At 70.1% G+C, this 16,598-nt stretch carries 14 protein-coding genes and 1 tRNA gene; 6 read left to right on the top strand and 9 right to left on the bottom strand.

The annotated features are described in order from the left end of the window. Nucleotides 1-15: 15 nt before the first annotated feature. Nucleotides 16-936, top strand: a complete 921-nt coding sequence (locus ACIA5G_RS40535) for a DMT family transporter (RefSeq protein WP_395933264.1) — start codon at nt 16-18, stop codon at nt 934-936. Here ACIA5G_RS40535 and ACIA5G_RS40530 read toward each other — a convergent pair. Further along, on the bottom strand, nt 879-3,002 hold the full coding sequence (locus ACIA5G_RS40530) for a putative bifunctional diguanylate cyclase/phosphodiesterase (protein WP_395933263.1): 2,124 nt from the start codon (nt 3,000-3,002) through the stop codon (nt 879-881). The two genes, ACIA5G_RS40535 and ACIA5G_RS40530, sit on opposite strands and share 58 nt — an antisense overlap. An 11-nt stretch (nt 3,003-3,013) precedes the next feature. Next, the gene (locus ACIA5G_RS40525) at nt 3,014-3,832 is read right to left on the bottom strand and encodes an SAM-dependent methyltransferase (RefSeq protein ID WP_395933793.1); all 819 of its coding nucleotides are present in this window, start codon (nt 3,830-3,832) and stop codon (nt 3,014-3,016) included. Between the two features lie 182 nt (nt 3,833-4,014). Here ACIA5G_RS40525 and ACIA5G_RS40520 point away from each other — a divergent pair, with 182 nt between their 5' ends. The 4 genes from ACIA5G_RS40520 (at nt 4,015) to ACIA5G_RS40505 (ending at nt 10,184) form a co-directional block, all read left to right on the top strand. Further along, on the top strand, nt 4,015-5,313 hold the full coding sequence (locus ACIA5G_RS40520; protein WP_395933262.1) for a cytochrome P450: 1,299 nt from the start codon (nt 4,015-4,017) through the stop codon (nt 5,311-5,313). A 16-nt stretch (nt 5,314-5,329) separates the two neighbouring features. Further along, nucleotides 5,330-6,316, top strand: a complete 987-nt coding sequence (locus ACIA5G_RS40515) for an alpha/beta hydrolase (RefSeq protein WP_395933261.1) — start codon at nt 5,330-5,332, stop codon at nt 6,314-6,316. Nucleotides 6,317-6,378: 62 nt separating this feature from the next. After that, on the top strand, nt 6,379-7,026 hold the full coding sequence (locus ACIA5G_RS40510) for a DUF6308 family protein (protein WP_395933260.1): 648 nt from the start codon (nt 6,379-6,381) through the stop codon (nt 7,024-7,026). Nucleotides 7,027-7,055: 29 nt separating this feature from the next. Next, nucleotides 7,056-10,184, top strand: coding sequence for a BTAD domain-containing putative transcriptional regulator (locus tag ACIA5G_RS40505; protein ID WP_395933259.1), 3,129 nt, complete (start codon nt 7,056-7,058; stop codon nt 10,182-10,184). Here ACIA5G_RS40505 and ACIA5G_RS40500 read toward each other — a convergent pair. Together ACIA5G_RS40500 and ACIA5G_RS40495 are read right to left on the bottom strand one after the other, a co-directional pair. After that, on the bottom strand, nt 10,168-10,917 hold the full coding sequence (locus tag ACIA5G_RS40500) for an ABC transporter permease (RefSeq protein WP_395933257.1): 750 nt from the start codon (nt 10,915-10,917) through the stop codon (nt 10,168-10,170). The genes ACIA5G_RS40505 and ACIA5G_RS40500 overlap by 17 nt on opposite strands. Next, on the bottom strand, nt 10,914-11,843 hold the full coding sequence (locus ACIA5G_RS40495) for an ATP-binding cassette domain-containing protein (protein ID WP_395933255.1): 930 nt from the start codon (nt 11,841-11,843) through the stop codon (nt 10,914-10,916). Before ACIA5G_RS40495 ends, ACIA5G_RS40500 begins: the two co-directional genes overlap by 4 nt. Nucleotides 11,844-11,962: 119 nt before the next feature. Between ACIA5G_RS40495 and ACIA5G_RS40490 the strand changes: the two genes are divergently transcribed. After that, nucleotides 11,963-13,189, top strand: a complete 1,227-nt coding sequence (locus ACIA5G_RS40490) for a cytochrome P450 (RefSeq protein WP_395933253.1) — start codon at nt 11,963-11,965, stop codon at nt 13,187-13,189. A gap of 48 nt (nt 13,190-13,237) precedes the next feature. On the opposite strand, the gene ACIA5G_RS40485 is transcribed toward ACIA5G_RS40490, so the two are convergent. The 5 genes from ACIA5G_RS40485 to glpR form a co-directional block, all read right to left on the bottom strand. Next, a complete protein-coding gene (locus ACIA5G_RS40485) occupies nt 13,238-13,933 on the bottom strand; it encodes a hypothetical protein (RefSeq protein ID WP_395933251.1) in 696 nt (231 codons plus the stop codon). Then, entirely contained in the window at nt 13,930-14,811 is an 882-nt protein-coding gene (locus ACIA5G_RS40480; RefSeq protein WP_395933249.1) for an ATP-binding cassette domain-containing protein, read from the bottom strand. Before ACIA5G_RS40480 ends, ACIA5G_RS40485 begins: the two co-directional genes overlap by 4 nt. Next, on the bottom strand, nt 14,811-15,170 hold the full coding sequence (locus ACIA5G_RS40475; RefSeq protein ID WP_395933247.1) for a GntR family transcriptional regulator: 360 nt from the start codon (nt 15,168-15,170) through the stop codon (nt 14,811-14,813). The genes ACIA5G_RS40480 and ACIA5G_RS40475 overlap by 1 nt, the downstream gene beginning before the upstream one ends. Nucleotides 15,171-15,472: 302 nt before the next feature. Next, a tRNA-Ala gene (locus tag ACIA5G_RS40470) sits at nt 15,473-15,545 on the bottom strand. Between the two features lie 54 nt (nt 15,546-15,599). Beyond that, a complete protein-coding gene (glpR, locus tag ACIA5G_RS40465; RefSeq protein ID WP_395933245.1) occupies nt 15,600-16,439 on the bottom strand; it encodes a gephyrin-like molybdotransferase receptor GlpR in 840 nt (279 codons plus the stop codon). Nucleotides 16,440-16,598 lie beyond the last annotated feature (159 nt).

Here is a 16,598-nt window from a genome sequence, read left to right as displayed (position 1 = left end):
GGCACCGTGGACGGAGTGAACGGTGGACGGGGCGCTTCGGCGCGAATAGTGGTTCTGGCCCTGCTGTGGGGTTCGGGCTTCCTGTGGATCAAACTGGCCCTGACCGGGCTGAGCCCCGTCCACCTCACACTGGTCCGGTGCGCACTCGGCGCGCTGACGCTGCTGGGGCTGGCGTTCGCGGCCCGCCAGCGCCTCCCACGGGACCGCGCGACCTGGGGCCGGCTGGTCATCGCCGCGTTCTTCTGCAACGCCCTGCCGTTCGCGCTGTTCAGCATCGGGGAACGCACGGTGGACTCCGGGATCGCGGGTGTCATGAACGCCACGACGCCGTTGTGGTCGTTGCTGATCGGTGTTGCGCTCGGCACGGAACGCCGGCTCACCCCGGCGCGGCTGCTCGGGCTGGTCCTCGGGTTCGCCGGTGTCCTGGTGATCTTCGCGCCGTGGCAGCAGGCGAACCTGCTGAGCGCGGGCGCGCTGGCCCTGCTCGGCGCCGGCCTCAGCTACGCGATCGCATTTGCTTACATGGCAAGGAAACTGCCGCCCGACGGCGCCCCGCTGGCCCTCTCGGCGGCGCAGCTGATGACGGCCACCGCACTGACGGCCGTCGCGCTGCCCGTCGCGTCCACCGCGCCGCACCTGACGTTGACCGCGGTGGTCGCGGTGACGATCCTCGGCGTCTTCGGCACCGGGATCACGTTCTACCTGAACTACCGGATCCTCACCGACGAAGGCCCGACGGCCGCGGCGACCGTCGGCTACCTGCTCCCGGTGGTCTCGGTCGCGCTGGGCGCGATCGTCCTCGGCGAACCGCTGACCCTCCGGGTGGTCGGCGGCATGGTGATCGTGCTGGTCGCCGTCGGGCTGACGCGGTGGCGAGCTCAGGCGCCGGCGAAGTGCGCAACGAGCCCATCCGGCGGGCTGGCGGCCCCGAAGTAGTCACCCGTCGCCAGTTCCGCGCCGGCCGTCCGCCACCAGCTCGCCTGGTCCTCGTTGTGGATCCCGTCCACGACGAGCTTGGCGCCGACCTCCCCGGCCAGCGGCACGAGCGAGCCGAGGAAGGTCGACTCCGACCACGCCTGCCACTCGGCGAGCCGGCGGTCGACCCGCACGATGTCGACCCGCAGGTCCTCGATCGCCCGCAGGTCGCCGGGCCCCAGCCCGAACTCGTCGAGCATGACGTGCACCCCGAGGTCGGTCAGCGCGGTGACGTTGTCGATCACCCCGGCCACCGGCAGCGAGCCGGCCGGGACGCCGAGCATCAGCTGTTCCGGCGGCAGGCCGGTGTCCGACAGCACCCGCGTGACACGCGTGCCCAGCGCGTCGTCCGACACCTGGTGCCCGGTGAGCCCGGCGACCACCGGGAGCCCGAACCCCGCCCGCTGCCGCCACCATTCACCCTGGCGGCTCGCCGCGTGCAGCAGCCAGTCCCCGAGCGGCAGCACGAGCCCGGTCGCCTCGGCGAGTTCGGCGCAGCGTTCGTGCGAGAGCGCCGGCTCGCCCGGCCGGTCCCAGTGCAGGCGGGCTTCAACACCGGCGAACCCGCCGTCCGCCAGCCCCGCCACCGGCCGGTACCGCACGCTGAGCTCGCCGTTCTCCCACGCCCCGGCCATGCCGACGGCGAGCGCCTGCGTCTGCCGGTCTTCGGTGTCGGCGGCCCGGTCGAACATCATCCACTGGCCGCGCCGTCGTGCCTTGGCGCGGCGCAGCGTCTGGTCCGCGGCGCGCAGCAGCTCCGCCGGATCGATGCCCTTCGCCGGCCGGTGCACGACTCCCGCGCTGGCCGACAGCGCAAGTCCTTGCCCGTTCACGAAGAACGGCTCGGCGAGCTCGTCGTTGATCGCCCGCACGATGGTGCCGATGTCCGGCGTGGCCGCCGTGTTCTCGACCAGGATGCCGAACTCGTCGCTGTGGAACCGCGCGATCATGGCCTTCTCGCGCGCCATGACGACCTTCAGGCGCTGCGCGAAGTGCACCAGCAGCTGCTCGCCGACCCGGCGGCCGAGGCTGTTGCACACCATGCCGAACGCGTCGAGGTCGACGTGGAACAGCGTGACGCCGTACACCGGATCGGCGCGCCGCAACGCCGTCTCCAGGTAGGTGCCGAAGTACTGGCGGTTCGGCAGCCCGGTGAGCACGTCGTGCAGCGCCTGGCGGCTCAGCTCGCCCTGCAGCAGCATCAGCTCGGTGCCGTCCTCGACCACCACGACGAAGTGCCCGGGCCGGCCGTCGGCGTCCCGCAGCAGTGACGCGGTGAGCGAGATGCGCGCGACGTCGCCGTCGCCGCGCAGCAGCCGCTGCGACTGCCGGACCCGCTCCTTGCTGCCGTCGAGCAGCGCCACCAGCGCCTCGCGGAGCACCTCGACGGAATCCGGGTGGACGACCTCGTAGAGCCCGGACCCGGTCAGCTCGCCGGGCGCGTGCCCGAGCATCTCGGCCAGCGCCGCGTTGGCCCGCACGATCCGGCCGTCGAGGGCGACCACCGCGATCCCGCTCGCCGACGCCGTCACCACCTCGTCGAAGCGCGCTTCGCTCTGCTTGAGGTTCCACTGGGCGTCCCGCACCGCCTTGAGGAGCGAGAGGTGCATGATCTCCTGCTGGTCGAGCACGCTGCGCTCGTGCGCGAGCAGGAACCCGCAGGAAAGCGCGCCCAGCGTGAGCACGATCCGCTCGGTGAGGCGGTCCACCGGCTGGAGCTCGGCCAGCGCCGGCAGGCCCTTGCCGAGCACGTCGAGCGTGCACCGCAGCCCGGGTTCGCCGACGTAACCGAGTTTCACCAGTCGTTCGCCGAGCCGCGCGGCGGGCGCGGTGTCGGCGGCCGTGCCGTGCAGGTGCTCGCACAGCGTTTCGACCATTCCGCGGAGCTCCCGGTCGAGCTCCTCCCGGTTCAGGGAAACGACGGTGACGCCGCTGAGCAGGTACGCCCATTTCCGGGCGAGCACGGTCCGCCCGCGTCCCGGGTCGGGACCCGCGGGCCGGCCGGGCGGGTGATCGGTCATCGGCATGGTGCGCTCGCTCAGTTCTTGCGGCCGATTCCGGCGTAAACCAGCATGTTCATCGCGGCCGCGTCGGAGATGTCCGCCGGCCCCGACGGCCGCCATTCCCCACAGCCGACCAATCCGGGTTCGACGATTTCGAAACCGGCGAAAAGATCGGAAACCTGGGCGTGCGTCCGCAGCGTCACCTGGTCGGGACTCCGGCTCTCTTTGATCACGTCGGTCGCTTCTTCGAGATTGTCGCCTTGGTGATCACCGGTGACGTGGGTGATCGCGAGAAAACTGCCGGGCGCCAGCGCCGCGCGATAACGCCCGACGAGGTCGAGCGGGTCCGACTCGTCCGGGACCCAATGCAGCATCAGCAGCATCAGCAGCCCGACGGGCCGACCGAGGTCGAGCAGCCCGCGCACCTCCGGCGATTCGAGGATCTTCTCCGGATCCCGCATGTCCGCCTGCACGATCGCGGCATGATCGTTGCCCGCCAACATCAATTCGCTGTGCGCGACCGCCACCGGGTCGCGGTCTACGTACACCACCCGGCAGTCCGGGTGCTCGGCCTGCGCGACCTCGTGCACGTTCGCCACCGTCGGGATGCCGGAGCCGAGGTCGAGGAACTGCCGGATGCCCTGGTCCGTCATGAACCGCACGGCGCGCCCGAGAAACGCGCGATTCACCCGCGCCGCGTCACGCAGACCGGGCATCGCGTGTTCGATCTGTTCGCCCACCGCACGATCCACGGCGAAGTTGTGCCCGCCGCCGAGCATGAAGTCGTAAGTGCGCGCCATGCTCGGCACGGAGATGTCAACACCCGGAGGAACCCATTCCGGCGATCGGGTCACGAGGAACACCTTCTCAGTCGCGTCGGACCGGAAAGAGCTTAGCGATTCCGGACGATCCGTCCACTGCGCCATATGCGTGAGTGCACACCACCCGATCGGGCACTGTCCCGTTCGACCGGACGCGCCTACCGTAGGCCGTCTCCTTCGGAACATCCACACAATGGCCTAAACGAGGAGTCCGCATGACCGCCCCGGTCGCTCCGGGCCGGTGGCCTTTTCTCGGGCACACTCCGGCACTCTTGCGGCAACGCTCCGCATTCACCGATTCCTTGCGCAAGCACGGCGAGATCGTGAAGATCTACTTGGGCCCGTCGCCCACCTACGTCGTCACGAGCCCGCGGCTGGCCAACGAAGTGCTGGTCACGGCCGGGCCGAAGTTCCGCAAGGGCGCCATGTTCGACAAGTTCCGGCCGTTCGTCGGCAACGGGCTGGTGCTTTCGAACGGCGACTTCCACCTGCACCAGCGCCGGCTGATGCAGCCGGCGTTCCACCGGGAGCGCCTGGCGGGCTACGCGGAAACCATGCGCCGCGCGGCCGCCGAACTGAGCGACTCGTGGCGCCCCGGCGACGTGCGGCCGCTCGACGAAGATCTGCAAGGCCTCGCGGTGACGATCGTCGGTGAGGCGTTGTTCTCGACGGGACTGGGAAAAGAGGCCATCGCCGAAGCCCGCCGATCGATTTACCTCATCATCCAGCAGGGAATGATTCGCGCGTTGTCGCCGAAGTTCGTCGAAAAGCTGCCGGTTCCCGGGAACCGGCGCTTCGACGAAGCCATCACGCGGATGCAGGCGATCGTGCTCGAGGTGATCCGCGAGTGGCGTGCCGAAGGTGTCGACCACGGTGACCTGCTGTCGACACTGCTGCTGGCCGGCATGACCGACGAGCAGGCGCGGGACGAAGTGCTCACCCTGCTCACCGCCGGGATCGAAACGACCGCACTCGCGCTGTCCTGGACGTTCCACGAGCTCGGCCGGCACCCGGAGGTCGAAGCGCGCGTGCACGCCGAGATCGACGAGGTGCTCGGTGGCCGCCCGGTCGCCGTCGACGACCTCCACCGGCTGGTCTACGTCCGGCAGGTGGTCGACGAGGTGCTGCGCAAGTACCCGCTCTGGATGCTGATGCGCCGCACGCTCACCGAAGTCGAGCTCGGCGGCGTACGGCTGCCGGAGGGCAGCGAAGTGATCGTCAGCCCGCACGCGATGCACAACGACCCCGCGTCGTTCGCCGACCCGGACCGGTTCGACCCCGGCCGGTGGGCGCCGGAACGCGAGTCGCAGCTGCCGAAGGGCGCGTTCATCCCGTTCGGGGCCGGTACCCGGCAGTGCATCGGGAACCGCTTCGCCCAGAACGAAATCGTGATCACGGTGGCGACGGTGGCCGCGCGGTGGCGGCTGGTCCCGGTGCCGGGCCGGCCGGTGCGCGTGAAGTTCACCTCCGCCGCCTACCCCGACCGCCTGCCGATGACGGCAGTCCCCCGCTAGCTGGAGGTCGTTCTCCTTGCCCCGCCTTCGTTTTTGTGCTGCCGTCCTGCTCGCGCTGACGGCGTTGTTCGCACCCGCGCCGGCCAACGCGGCCACGACCTGCGAAGACCTGAACGTCCCGGTCACCGTCGCACTGCTCCCGCAGACGATGCACGGCCGCCTGTGCACCCCGACCGGCGCGAAGACCGTGGTGGTGCTGATCCCCGGTGGCACGTACAACGCGTCCTATTGGGATATCGGCTACACCCCGGAGATCCGGTCGTTCCGCCTGGCGATGAACCAGGCGGGGATCGCCACCCTCGCGCTCGACCGCCTCGGCACCGGCCAGAGCTCGAAGCCGTTGAGCACGCTGCTGAGCGCGTCGGTCCAGGCGGTTGCGGCGCACGAGGTGATCCGGACCGTGCGCCCGCGGTTCGCGAAGGTGATCGTCGGCGGCCATTCGATCGGGTCGGCCATGGCGATGATCGAGGCCGGCCGCTACCGCGACGTCGACGCTGTGCTCGTCACCGGGATGACGCACCGGATGAACCTGATCACGGTGATTCCCGTGCTGGCCAACATGATCCCGGCGCCGCTCGACCCCGCGCTGGCCGGCCGCGGCCTCGACGCCGGCTACCTGACGACCGGCCCGGGCACCCGGTACAAAGCGTTCCACACCCCGGGCCCGGAAGACGCGGGCGCGATCGCCTACGACGAGTCCACAAAGGACGTCTTCGCGGCGACCGAGGCGGTGGACAGCCTGACGTTGACCACCGTCGTCACGCCGGCCTCCCAGCAGATCACCGCGCCGACCCTGCTCGTGGTCGGCAACGACGAGCACTTCTGCGGTGTGCTGGGCAGCGACTGCTCATCCCCGGCGGCGCTGCGCACCTCGGAATTGCCGTTCTTCGGTGGTTCCTTGCAGACGTACATCCTCAACGGTTACGGCCACGCGATCAACTACGCCCCGAACGCGCCGACGTACTTCGCGGTGGTGATCAACTGGCTGAAAACCCTGGCGTAACGGGTAGGGCGGCCCCCGCGACCCTCAGCTGACCACCGTCGGCGGATGAGGGGACGCTCGACATGACCGGCTACGCCCACCAGCACCACCTTCTGGACGAATGCGTCCGCGGCGCACACCGCGGCGAATCGTTGACTGCACTCCGGCGTTACTTCGACCAGCATTCACCGGCCCGCTACACCGGCCGCTGGTTCGAGCGCTTCGCCGGCGGCGGCGACCGTCCCGACGTCGCCAACACGGTGACCGAAGCCGACGTCCTGGCCCTGAACTTCCTGAGCATCACCAGCCTCGCCGACGTCGCGATCGACGCGACGATCACCTACGCCCACCAGATCAGGGAGCTGCTGGAGCAGATCCCGGTGGACGTCCCGATGCATTCGGTCGGCTGGTCGACCTACGAACCGGACTCACCGGCCTTCCACCTGTGGGAACTGTTCCGCCGCTGCGGCGGCAACCACCGCCCGGTGACGGCGGCCAAGCTGATGGCCCGCAAGCGCCCCCGCCTGATCCCGGTGTACGACAGCCGTGTCAAGGCGGTGCTGAAGGCGCCGTCAAGCCCGTGGAACTGCCTGTGGAGCTGGTTCCACACGGACCCGACCCGGGCCGCCGCGGTGGCGGACCTCCGGGCAGAGGCGGGCGGGATCGCGGACATCAGCCTGCTCCGGTGTATCGACGTGATCCTTTGGATGCGCTCCGGCACCCAACGCTGACCCGCTGCGACCATGGCAAAATCGGCCGGGTGAAGATCGGGATGCTGGGACCCTTCGAGGTGCGCACGGCCGACGGCACCGTCGCCGACGTGCCGGGTGCCCGGCTGCGCGGACTGGTGGCCGCCCTCGCGCTCGAGGCGGGCCGGATCGTGCCGAAGGCGCGGCTCGTCGACTGGATCTGGGGTGAAAACCCGCCCGCGGAGACGGCGAACGCCTTGCAGCGCCTGGTTTCCCGGCTGCGGAAGGTGCTGCCGGAGGGCGCGGTCGAGGGGCACCCGAACGGCTACCGGCTCACCCTGGATCCCGACGCCGTCGACGCCGTGCGGTTCGAGCGGCTCGTCGCGCAGGCCCGTGCCGAAGAGGATCCGCGGCTGCTGCGTGACGCCCTCGCGTTGTGGCGCGGCTCGGCCATGCAGGACGTCGGCCTGCAGGACAGCGAAGCGTTCGACGCCGCCGTCACCCGGCTCGAGGCGCTGCGCCTCGCGGCCCTGGAAGACCGGTTCGACGCGGAGGCCGGCGGTGCGGAGCTGGTCCCGGAGCTGACCGACCTGGTGGCCGCGAACCCGATGCGGGAACGGCTCACTGCCGCCCTGATGCGGGCTCTGAGCGCAGCCGGCCGGGACAGCGAAGCGCTGCTCGTGTACCAGCGCACGCGGGAAGCCCTGGCTGACGAGCTGGGCGTCGACCCTTCGCCGGAGCTGTCCGCCTTGCACGTCTCGCTGCTGCAGGGCGAGCCGAAGCGGCCGGTGGAGAACCGGAAGACCAACCTGCGTGCCGAGCTGACCAGCTACCTCGGCAAGGACGCCGACGTCGCCGCGGTCGGCGAGCTCGTCGCCGCGCACCGGCTCACCACCCTGATCGGGCCGGGCGGCTCGGGCAAGACCCGGCTGGCCACGGAAACCGCGCGCACGCTGGTCGGCGGCCGGCCGGACGGCGTCTGGCTGGTCGAGCTCGCGGGCATCGGCGCGGACGGCGCCAAGGCGGACGGGAACAACATCGCGCAGGCGACGCTCGCCGCGCTCGGCCTCCGGGACGCCCTGCTCGGCGAGGCCGCGGCCGTGGCGCCGGTCGACCGGCTCATCGCCGCGATCCGCGACCGGGACGCGCTGCTGGTCCTCGACAACTGCGAGCACGTGATCGAGTCGGCGGCGGCGTTCGCGCACCGGGTGCTCGGGGAGTGCCGGCGGCTGCGGATCCTGGCGACGAGCCGGGAATCACTCGGCATCACCGGCGAGGCGCTGTGGCCGGTCCTCCCGCTGGCCCTGCCGGACGGGGACGCCGAGATCGAGTCTTCGCCGGCCGTCCAGCTGCTGCGTGACCGGGCGGAGGCGGTGCGCAAGGACTTCGCCGTCGACGACCGGACGTTGGCGACCATGGCCCGCGTCTGCCGGGCACTGGACGGGATGCCGCTGGCGATCGAGCTGGCCGCGGCCCGGCTGCGCACGATGTCCCTCGACCAGCTCGCCCACCGCCTCGACGACCGGTTCCGCCTCCTGACCGGCGGCAGCCGCACCGCCTTGCCGCACCACAAGACCCTGCGTGCCGTCGTCGACTGGAGCTGGGAGCTGCTCGACGACGCCGAGCGGACGGTCCTGCGCCGGCTCTCGGTGTTCTCGGGCGGGGCGAGCCTGGACGCGGCCGAGCGGGTCTGCGCGGGTGCCGCCGTCGAGCCGGAGCAGGTGCTCGAGCTGCTCACCGCGTTGACCGAAAAGTCCCTGCTGGTCGTCGACGGTGACGGCGCACCGCGCTACCGGATGCTCGGCACGATCAAGGAGTACGCCGCGCAGCGGCTCGCCGAGGCCGGCGAGTCGGAACTGGCGCGCGAAGCGCACCTCGCCCACTTCACCGAACTCGTGGAGACCGCGGATCCGCTGCTTCGCCGCGCCGAGCAGCTGACCTGGCTCGCCGTCCTCACTCCCGAGCACGACAACATCAGCGCCGCGATGCGAGGTGCGCTCGCGGCCGGCAACGCGCAGGCGGCGATGCGGCTCGCGGCGGGCGCCGGCTGGTACTGGTGGCTCGTCGGCCACAAGGCCGAGGGCATGGAGCTGATCACCGCGGCCACGGAAACCCCCGGCGAGGTGACCGACGGGGTCCGGGCCTGGGTGTACGCCCTCCTCGTGACGTTCGTGAGCTCCGGGCTCGGTGACGAACACCAGGCCGCGAAGTGGATCCACCAGGCCTACGACTACGGCGGGCGCATCGGGTTCGCCAACCCGATGCTGGGGCTGGTCGTCCCGCTGGAACACATGCTGCGGGAACCGGGCACGGCCGAGTCCGCGTGGGAGGTGTCGCTGGACAGCGAGGACCCTTGGGTCCGCGCGATGGCCCGGCTGCAGCTCGGCAAGATGCAGTCCATGCTCGGCCGGGGCGGGCGGGACGCGGAAGCGTACTTCGAGACGGCACTCGCGGAGTTCCGCGCGCTCGGCGAACGCTTCGGGATTTCGTTCGCCCAGACCGAGCTGGCGGAGCGCATCGCCATGCGCGGCGAGTTCACCACCGCCTGCGAGCACTACGAGCAGGCGATCGTGGTCCTCACCGAAGTCGGCGCCATCGACGACGTCATCCGGATGCGGTCGCGCCAGGCGCAGCTGTACTGGATGTCGGGCGACGAAGCCGCCGGCGCGGCCGCCATGGCCGAGGCCGCGCGCTACGCGGAACGGGTCACCTGGCCGGACGCGCTGGCCATGCTGGCCCTCTCGAAAGCGGAGCTCGCTCGCCTGCGCGGTGACGCCGAGGAGGCGCGCGAACAAGTCGGTGTCGCGACCGCCGTCTGGGGTGACACGGCGGAGGAGGCGAGCGTCCGCGCCAAGACGAACGAACTGCTGAGCTACCTCGCCGCCGATCTCGGTGAAGCCCACGAGCGCCTCACCGCGGCCTGTCAGGCGGCGGCCGAGGTGGGGCACGCGCCCACGATCGCGCAGGTGCTCGTCGCGGTCGCGGACCTGGCACTGCGCCAGGGCCGGCACGAGCAGGCCGCCCGGCTGCTCGCGGCGAGCACCGCCGCGCGCGGGCTGCCGGACCGGTCCAACCCGGACCTGACCCGGATCGAAGAGGCCGTGCGGAGCCGCCTCGGCGACGAGGGGTACGCCGAGGCGGCTCGGGAAGGCGCGGAGACGGACTGGAACCGGCTGGTCGCCGTCACGCTCGCTTCTTGAACGTGGACCGCGCCCACAGGTAACCGACCACGGCGATCCCGGCGCACCAGGCGAGGGCGGCGATCGCCGTGCCGGTGGACGGCGCGCCGTTGAGCAGCCCGCGCATGGTTTCGATGATCGGCGTGAAGGGCTGGTATTCGGCGAACTGCCGGAGGCCCGGCCCCATCTTTTCCGCCGGCACGATCGCGCTGCTGAAGAACGGCAGCATGACCAGCGGCACGGAGGCCAGGCCGGCCGTCTCCGGGGACTTCGCCGCCAGGCCCAGGGCGATCGTGAGCCAGCCGGCCGCAAAACCGAGCAGGACCACCATGCCCGCGACGCCGAGCCAGTCGAGGAAGCCCGCCGACGGGCTGAATCCCAGCAGGAAGGCCACTCCGACGAGGGCCGCGATGGCGACCAGGTTGGTCAGCACGCTGGCGACGACGTGCCCGGTCAGCACCGCGCCGCGGGAGACGTCCATGACCTTGAACCGGTTGATGATGCCCTTGGTCATGTCGGAGTTCACCGCCGTCGCGGTGGCTCCCAGCCCGTAGCAGACGGCCAGCAGGATCAGGCCCGGCGTCGCGTAGTCGATGTAGTCGACACCGACGTCGAAGGCGTCTCCCATCATGTACACGAACATCAGCATGATGATGATCGGCATCAGGACCGCGTTGAACACCGAAGTCGGGTTCCGGGCGATGTGCTTGAAGTTGCGGCGCAGCATGACGATCGAGTGGGACTGGGTGCTCATTTTGCGGCCACCTCCGTGGTACGGCCCGTCAGGGCGAGGAAAACATCGTCGAGGTCAGGGGTCTGCACGGAAAACTCTTCGGCGGCCAGGGAATACTCGTCGAGCCGGTCCAGGATGGCGCGCAGCGACTTCGTCCCGCCGTCACCGGGGACCCGCAGGGCCAGCGACTCGTCGTCCCTGGTGGAGCCGGAGAAGAGGCGAGCGGCCGCGTCGAGCTGGAAGGCCGTCGCGAACCGGAGCCGGACGTGCGTCCCGGGGATCCGGCGCTTGAGGTCGTCGGGGGTGCCCTCGGCGACCAGGCGGCCGTGGTCGAGCACGGCGATCCGGTCGGCGAGCTGGTCGGCTTCGTCGAGGTACTGGGTGGTGAGGAAGACGGTCACGCCGTCGGCCACCAGCTCGCGGACGATCGACCACATCGTGCGGCGGCTGCGCGGGTCCAGCCCCGTCGTCGGCTCGTCCAGGAAGATGATGCGCGGGTCGCCGACGAGCGTCATCGCCAGGTCCAGCTTCCGGCGCATGCCCCCGGAGTAGGTCGACACGGGCTTGCGCGCCGACTCCACCAGGTCGAACCGCTCCAGCAGCTCCGGGACGACCCGCTTGCCGGCCCGCTGCAGGTCGACCATCAGCTGCAGGTTCTCCTGGCCCGTCAGCAGCTCGTCCACCGCCGCGAACTGGCCGGTGACCCCGATCGCCGCGCGCACCGCCTTGGCCTCGGTCACGATGTCGTGGCCGGCCACCCGCGCCGTCCCGCTGTCGGCCTGCGCCAGCGTGGTCAGCACGTTCACCGTTGTCGTCTTGCCCGCCCCGTTCGGGCCGAGCAGGGAGAAGATGGAGCCCGCACGGACGTCGAGGTTGATGCCGTCGAGCACAACCTTGTCCCCGTAGGCCTTGCGCAGTCCCGAGACCGCGATCGCTGAATCACTCATGCCGCCACTGTGGGCGGCCTGCCTGACGCCGCCCTGACACGCCCCGGCCCGGCCGTGTCAGGGCCGTGTCAGGCCCCTCGGCGAGGGTTCTCGCAGCACCCACCACGAGAGGAAATCCGATGACTCAGCCGGTTCCCGTCCCGCACGGCCTCCCGATGGAGCGCGACGTGAGCCCGTTCGACCCGGGCGCCCGGATCGCCCGGCTGCGTGACGCGCGCCCTGTCAGCCCGATGATCTTCCCGGACGGGCACGAGGGCTGGCTCGTCACCGGCTACGACGCGGTCCGCCAGCTGATGGCCGACACCCGGTTCAGCTCCCGCCAGGACATCGGCGTGCTCCACATGCCGTACGAAACCCCCGGTATTCCGGTCGCCACCGAGCCGTCCCCGCAGATCCCGGGCATGTTCATCTCGATGGATCCGCCGGACCACTCCCGGATGCGCAAGCGGCTCACCGGCGCCTTCACCGTCAAGCGCATGAAGCAGCTCGAAGACCACATCACCGAGGTCGTCGAGCGCCAGCTGGACAACCTGGCGAAGCTGACCCCGCCGATCGACCTGGTCAAGGAGTTCGCGCTGCCGGTGCCCTCGCTGGTGATCTGCGAACTGCTCGGCGTCCCCTACGCGGACCGGGAGACGTTCCAGGTCAACTCGGCCAAGTTCCTCGAAAAGGACGTGACGCTCGAGGAGAAGATGGGCGCGTACGGCGCGCTGTCGACGTTCCTGGCCGAGCTGGTCACGGCCAAGCGCGCCGAGCCCGGCGAAGACATCCTGTCCGACCTGGCCCGCCACGACGACCTCACCATCGAGGAGCTGACCGGCGCGGCGTTCCTGCTGCTGCTCGCGGGCCACGAAACCACCGCGAACATGCTGGCGCTGGGCACTTTTGCGCTCCTGGAGCACCCTGCGCAGCTGGCCGAACTGCGCGCCGACACGGCGTTGCTGCCCGACGCCGTCGAGGAGCTCCTGCGTTATCTGTCCATTGCCGACATCTTCTTCCGCTACGCGACGGAGGACATCGAACTCGGCGGCGAAACGATTCCCGAGGGCTCGACGGTCATCATCTCGCTGCTGGCCGCCAACCACGACCCGCAGCGCTTCGAGAACCCGGACACCCTGGACATCCACCGCAAGGCCCGCGGCCACCTGTCCTTCGGCCACGGTGTCCACCAGTGCCTCGGCCAGCAGCTGGCCCGCATCGAGATGCGCGCCGGTTTCGAGGCCCTGCTGCGCCGCTTCCCGACATTGTCATTGGCCGTCCCCGCGGAAGAGGTGAAGCTCAAGACGGACATGAACATCTACGGCGTCCACGCGCTGCCGGTCACCTGGACGGACACGCCCCAGTAGCCGCCGGAAGGCTCGTGTCCCTTCGCGGGCACGAGCCTTTCCGGTCGCTCAGGTGGTCGCGCGCCGGAGCACCAGCCACGCCGCGCCACCGAGCGCCAGCGCGAACACCAGCGGATAGGCGGTGTACAGCGCGAACGACGGCTGGCCGCCGACGAAGTCGCTGATCGCGGGCCACCAGCTCCGCTGCGCCGCGAGGACCTTGGTCCCGGCGACCAGCACGACGGCGCCGGCGAGCGCGAGGTAGATCCCGGTCTGCCGCCAGCGCTGGAACACCACGCCTGCCAGCACCCCGATCGCGGACACCGCGACCAGCGGTCCACTGTAGACGAGCCACAGCGCGGGCGGGCTGTGCTGGCCCAGCACGTCCAGCCCGAAGATCCGCGCCTCCCGGCCCCAGCCGCCGGTCGACCGCTCGACGACGTCGAGCACCGTCATCACGAGCCCGAGGAGCAATGCCTGGCCGAGGACGACCAGTGCGGTGGCCGCGGCGAACGTTCGGCGGGTCACGCCGAGCCCCAGCGTGAAGGGGAAGACCTGCGTCATCGACTGCAGGTGCGCGGGGGCGACCACACCCCACAGGGCGGGCAGCAGGTAGATCTCGTGGGCGCCGAGCGCACCTACGCCGTTGGAGATGTCGATGCCCCAGCCCAGCAAGGGCAGTGCGGCCAGCATGGCCAGTGGGTAGCCGAGCAGGACCGGCCAGTTGACCAGCTGGATCCGCGCGACGTCGAGCACGCGTTTCATCGGGGTTCCTTCCCGGCGGCGACCGGCGCGCCGTGGTGCTGGGTGGTGCGGACGACCAGCTGCTGCAGCGAAACCGGCTCGAAGTCCAGCCCGGGCTCGTACCGGTCGCGGGCGCCGGTGAGGGTGACCCGCAGCGAGCCGCCGATGCGTTCACGGTGCAGTTCTTGGTATCCGGCGGCAAAACGCTCGACGGTGTCGGCGGGCCCGGTGACCGCAACGGCCTCACCCCGCAGCGACTCCGCGTCGGTGTTGATGAGCACCCGGCCGCGGTCGAGCAGCACAACGTGTTCGATCAGGTCGCTGACTTCGTCGATCAGGTGCGTGGAGAGCACGATGGTGCGCGGGTGCTCGGTGTAGTCGGCGAGCAGGCGGTCGTAGAACAGTTGGCGCGCAACGGCGTCGAGGCCGAGGTAGGGCTCGTCGAACAGGGTCAGCGGCGCCCGCGAAGCCAGCCCGATGATCACCCCGACCGCCGAGAGCTGGCCGCGGGAGAGCTTGCCGATCCGCGCGCCGGCCGGGACGGCGAAGTCCCCCAGTAGCGACGCGGCGTAGGCGTCGTCCCAGTTCGGGTAGAGCAGGCCCGCCGCCCGCAGCGCGTGCTTGACCCGGAACTTCTCCGGGTAGTGCTGGCTCTCCTTGATGAAGCAGGTCCGCAAAAGCACACCGGCGTTCTCGTACGGGTGCTGCCCGAAGACCTCCACCGTGCCGCTCGTTGCGAAGGCCTGCCCGGTGAGGATCCGCATCAGCGTGGTCTTGCCCGCGCCGTTGCGGCCCAGCAGGCCGTGGATCGTGTTTTCGGCGAGCTCCAGGCTCACGTCGTCGAGCGCGGCGAGCGGGCCGTAGTGCTTGCTCATCCCGGTGGTGCGCACCACGTTCATCACTGCGGCTCCCAGACGTCGATCAGCTTCTTGATCTCCTCGGCGTCCATGCCGAGCTTGCCCGCCTCCGCCATCAGCGGAGCGAGGAACTGACGCGCGAAGTCCCCACGCCGCCGCTCAAGCAGCTGCGCACGCGCATCCGCGGCGACGAACATGCCGATGCCTCGTCTCTTGTAGAGGATCCCGTCGGCGACGAGCTGGTTGATGCCCTTGGCCGCGGTAGCCGGGTTGATCCGGTGAAAAGCCGCAAGCTCGTTGGTGGAGGGAACCTGCGTGTCCGCAGCCAAGCTCCCATCCACGATCGAGTTCTCGATCTGCCCGGCAATCTGCAGAAAAAGAGGCCGCCCATCATCCCTCACGCCGACCCCAGCCCACCCTGGTTAGTCGGTTCATCACTCATGTAACTAACCATGCAACCTCCAGCCGCCCATGTCAACCCCACCCCAAAGCCGCAAGCACAAAAAAGGCCACCCACACCGGATGGCCCTCAACAGCAACCTAGGTAGTACCCACCGGAACCCGCCCACCCCAGGCAACCACGGCCGGGGGTCCAGGGGGCGGAGCCGCCCTGGCGGGGGTTTGGGGGTCCGACCCCCAAGAGACACAAAGAAGTGAGCCCCGTTTGCGCATTCCGCAAACAGGGCTCACCTACGAACTTCGGTGGAGCTGAGGGGAATCGAACCCCTGACCTTCTCGATGCGAACGAGACGCGCTACCAACTGCGCTACAGCCCCTTGGTTGTGCTCGTAGAGCTTAGCAGTGCCCTGCGAGCACACCGTTGAGGGGGGTCACTCTCCGACAGCCCGGCGATAAGGCCCGGTTCCGGGCTCGTCGAGCTCCTCGAACGCGGGGTCTTCGTCGTCGAGGTCGACGACGACCGCGCTGCGGCGGACGCGGGATGTCGGGGACGGGCGGCGCTCGACGACCTCGCGGCGGACCGGCTCGACAACCTCGACGTCTTCGGTGTCGACCTCGGCCGGCTCGTCGTCCTCGATCGTGTCCTCCACCGAAGGACGCGGTTCCGGGCGGCGGGGCGCGCGGGTGCTGTTGAAGCGGGCGAGCCGGCGCTGCCGGATCTCCTCTTCGATGCGCACCTGGCGGCGCAGGTAGACGAGGTACCCGACGAGCACGACGTCGGCGGCCGCGTGGCCCCACCACACCATCGGCATGACGAAGCCGGCGACGGCGGCCGTGATCACCGCGACCGCGAGCAGGATGACGACGATCCGCTGCCGGAAGCTGTACTTCGCGCGGGCCGCGATCTCCGCGGCCTCGGGGTCGAAGCCGCCGCGGCCGGGCCGGTAACCGGGCCGGTCACGTTCGGCTCGCGAAGCGCGCTTCGGCTGCGGGAGCGGATCCGGGTCGGACTCCGGCTCCTCGTAGTCGTCTTCGAGCTCGAGATCCGCTTCCAGCTCGGCTAGGTCGTCCTCGACCGAGGGCCGGGACTTCACTGGCTCGTCGGACATGGCGAATTCCTCCCGGTCTTCGTTGCGTCCACTGCGCACGACCCTGGCCGCCAGCGCGGAGTCGGTCGTCCGCGCAACCTGCTGCCGTCGACGCGCGACCATGGGCACGAGAACGACGAGCCATGCCGCCGCGAGCGCGACGATGATCACGGAGCTGGGCATCTCCCGTCACCTCCCCCGATCCTTCACCTGAAATCACGCTAGTCACAGGAGTAACAGATCGGACGGAGGCTCGCCGGGTTGGATCACGGAAATGCCTCACCGGATTAGGTGATTCTCACTGCATGTGGTAACGCGCGCACTGCCCCGGGTGGGTAATCA

The sequence above is a fragment of the Amycolatopsis sp. NPDC051758 genome (assembly GCF_044453095.1).
GTDB lineage: Bacteria > Actinomycetota > Actinomycetes > Mycobacteriales > Pseudonocardiaceae > Amycolatopsis.
The sequence above is the reverse complement of the archived record's forward strand: the minus strand, read 5'-3'. Positions and strand labels throughout refer to the sequence as shown.

What these genes read in the sequence shown, in the direction of transcription:
- ACIA5G_RS40530 (WP_395933263.1), bottom strand. Translation starts at nt 3,002, where the DNA reads ATGCCGATGACCGATCACCCGCCCGGCCGGCCCGCGGGTCCCGACCCG.
- ACIA5G_RS40490 (WP_395933253.1), top strand. Translation starts at nt 11,963, where the DNA reads ATGACTCAGCCGGTTCCCGTCCCGCACGGCCTCCCGATGGAGCGCGAC.
- ACIA5G_RS40495 (WP_395933255.1), bottom strand. Translation starts at nt 11,843, where the DNA reads ATGAGTGATTCAGCGATCGCGGTCTCGGGACTGCGCAAGGCCTACGGG.
- ACIA5G_RS40510 (WP_395933260.1), top strand. Translation starts at nt 6,379, where the DNA reads ATGACCGGCTACGCCCACCAGCACCACCTTCTGGACGAATGCGTCCGC.
- ACIA5G_RS40520 (WP_395933262.1), top strand. Translation starts at nt 4,015, where the DNA reads ATGACCGCCCCGGTCGCTCCGGGCCGGTGGCCTTTTCTCGGGCACACT.
- ACIA5G_RS40480 (WP_395933249.1), bottom strand. Translation starts at nt 14,811, where the DNA reads ATGAACGTGGTGCGCACCACCGGGATGAGCAAGCACTACGGCCCGCTC.
- ACIA5G_RS40500 (WP_395933257.1), bottom strand. Translation starts at nt 10,917, where the DNA reads ATGAGCACCCAGTCCCACTCGATCGTCATGCTGCGCCGCAACTTCAAG.
- ACIA5G_RS40485 (WP_395933251.1), bottom strand. Translation starts at nt 13,933, where the DNA reads ATGAAACGCGTGCTCGACGTCGCGCGGATCCAGCTGGTCAACTGGCCG.
- glpR (WP_395933245.1), bottom strand. Translation starts at nt 16,439, where the DNA reads ATGCCCAGCTCCGTGATCATCGTCGCGCTCGCGGCGGCATGGCTCGTC.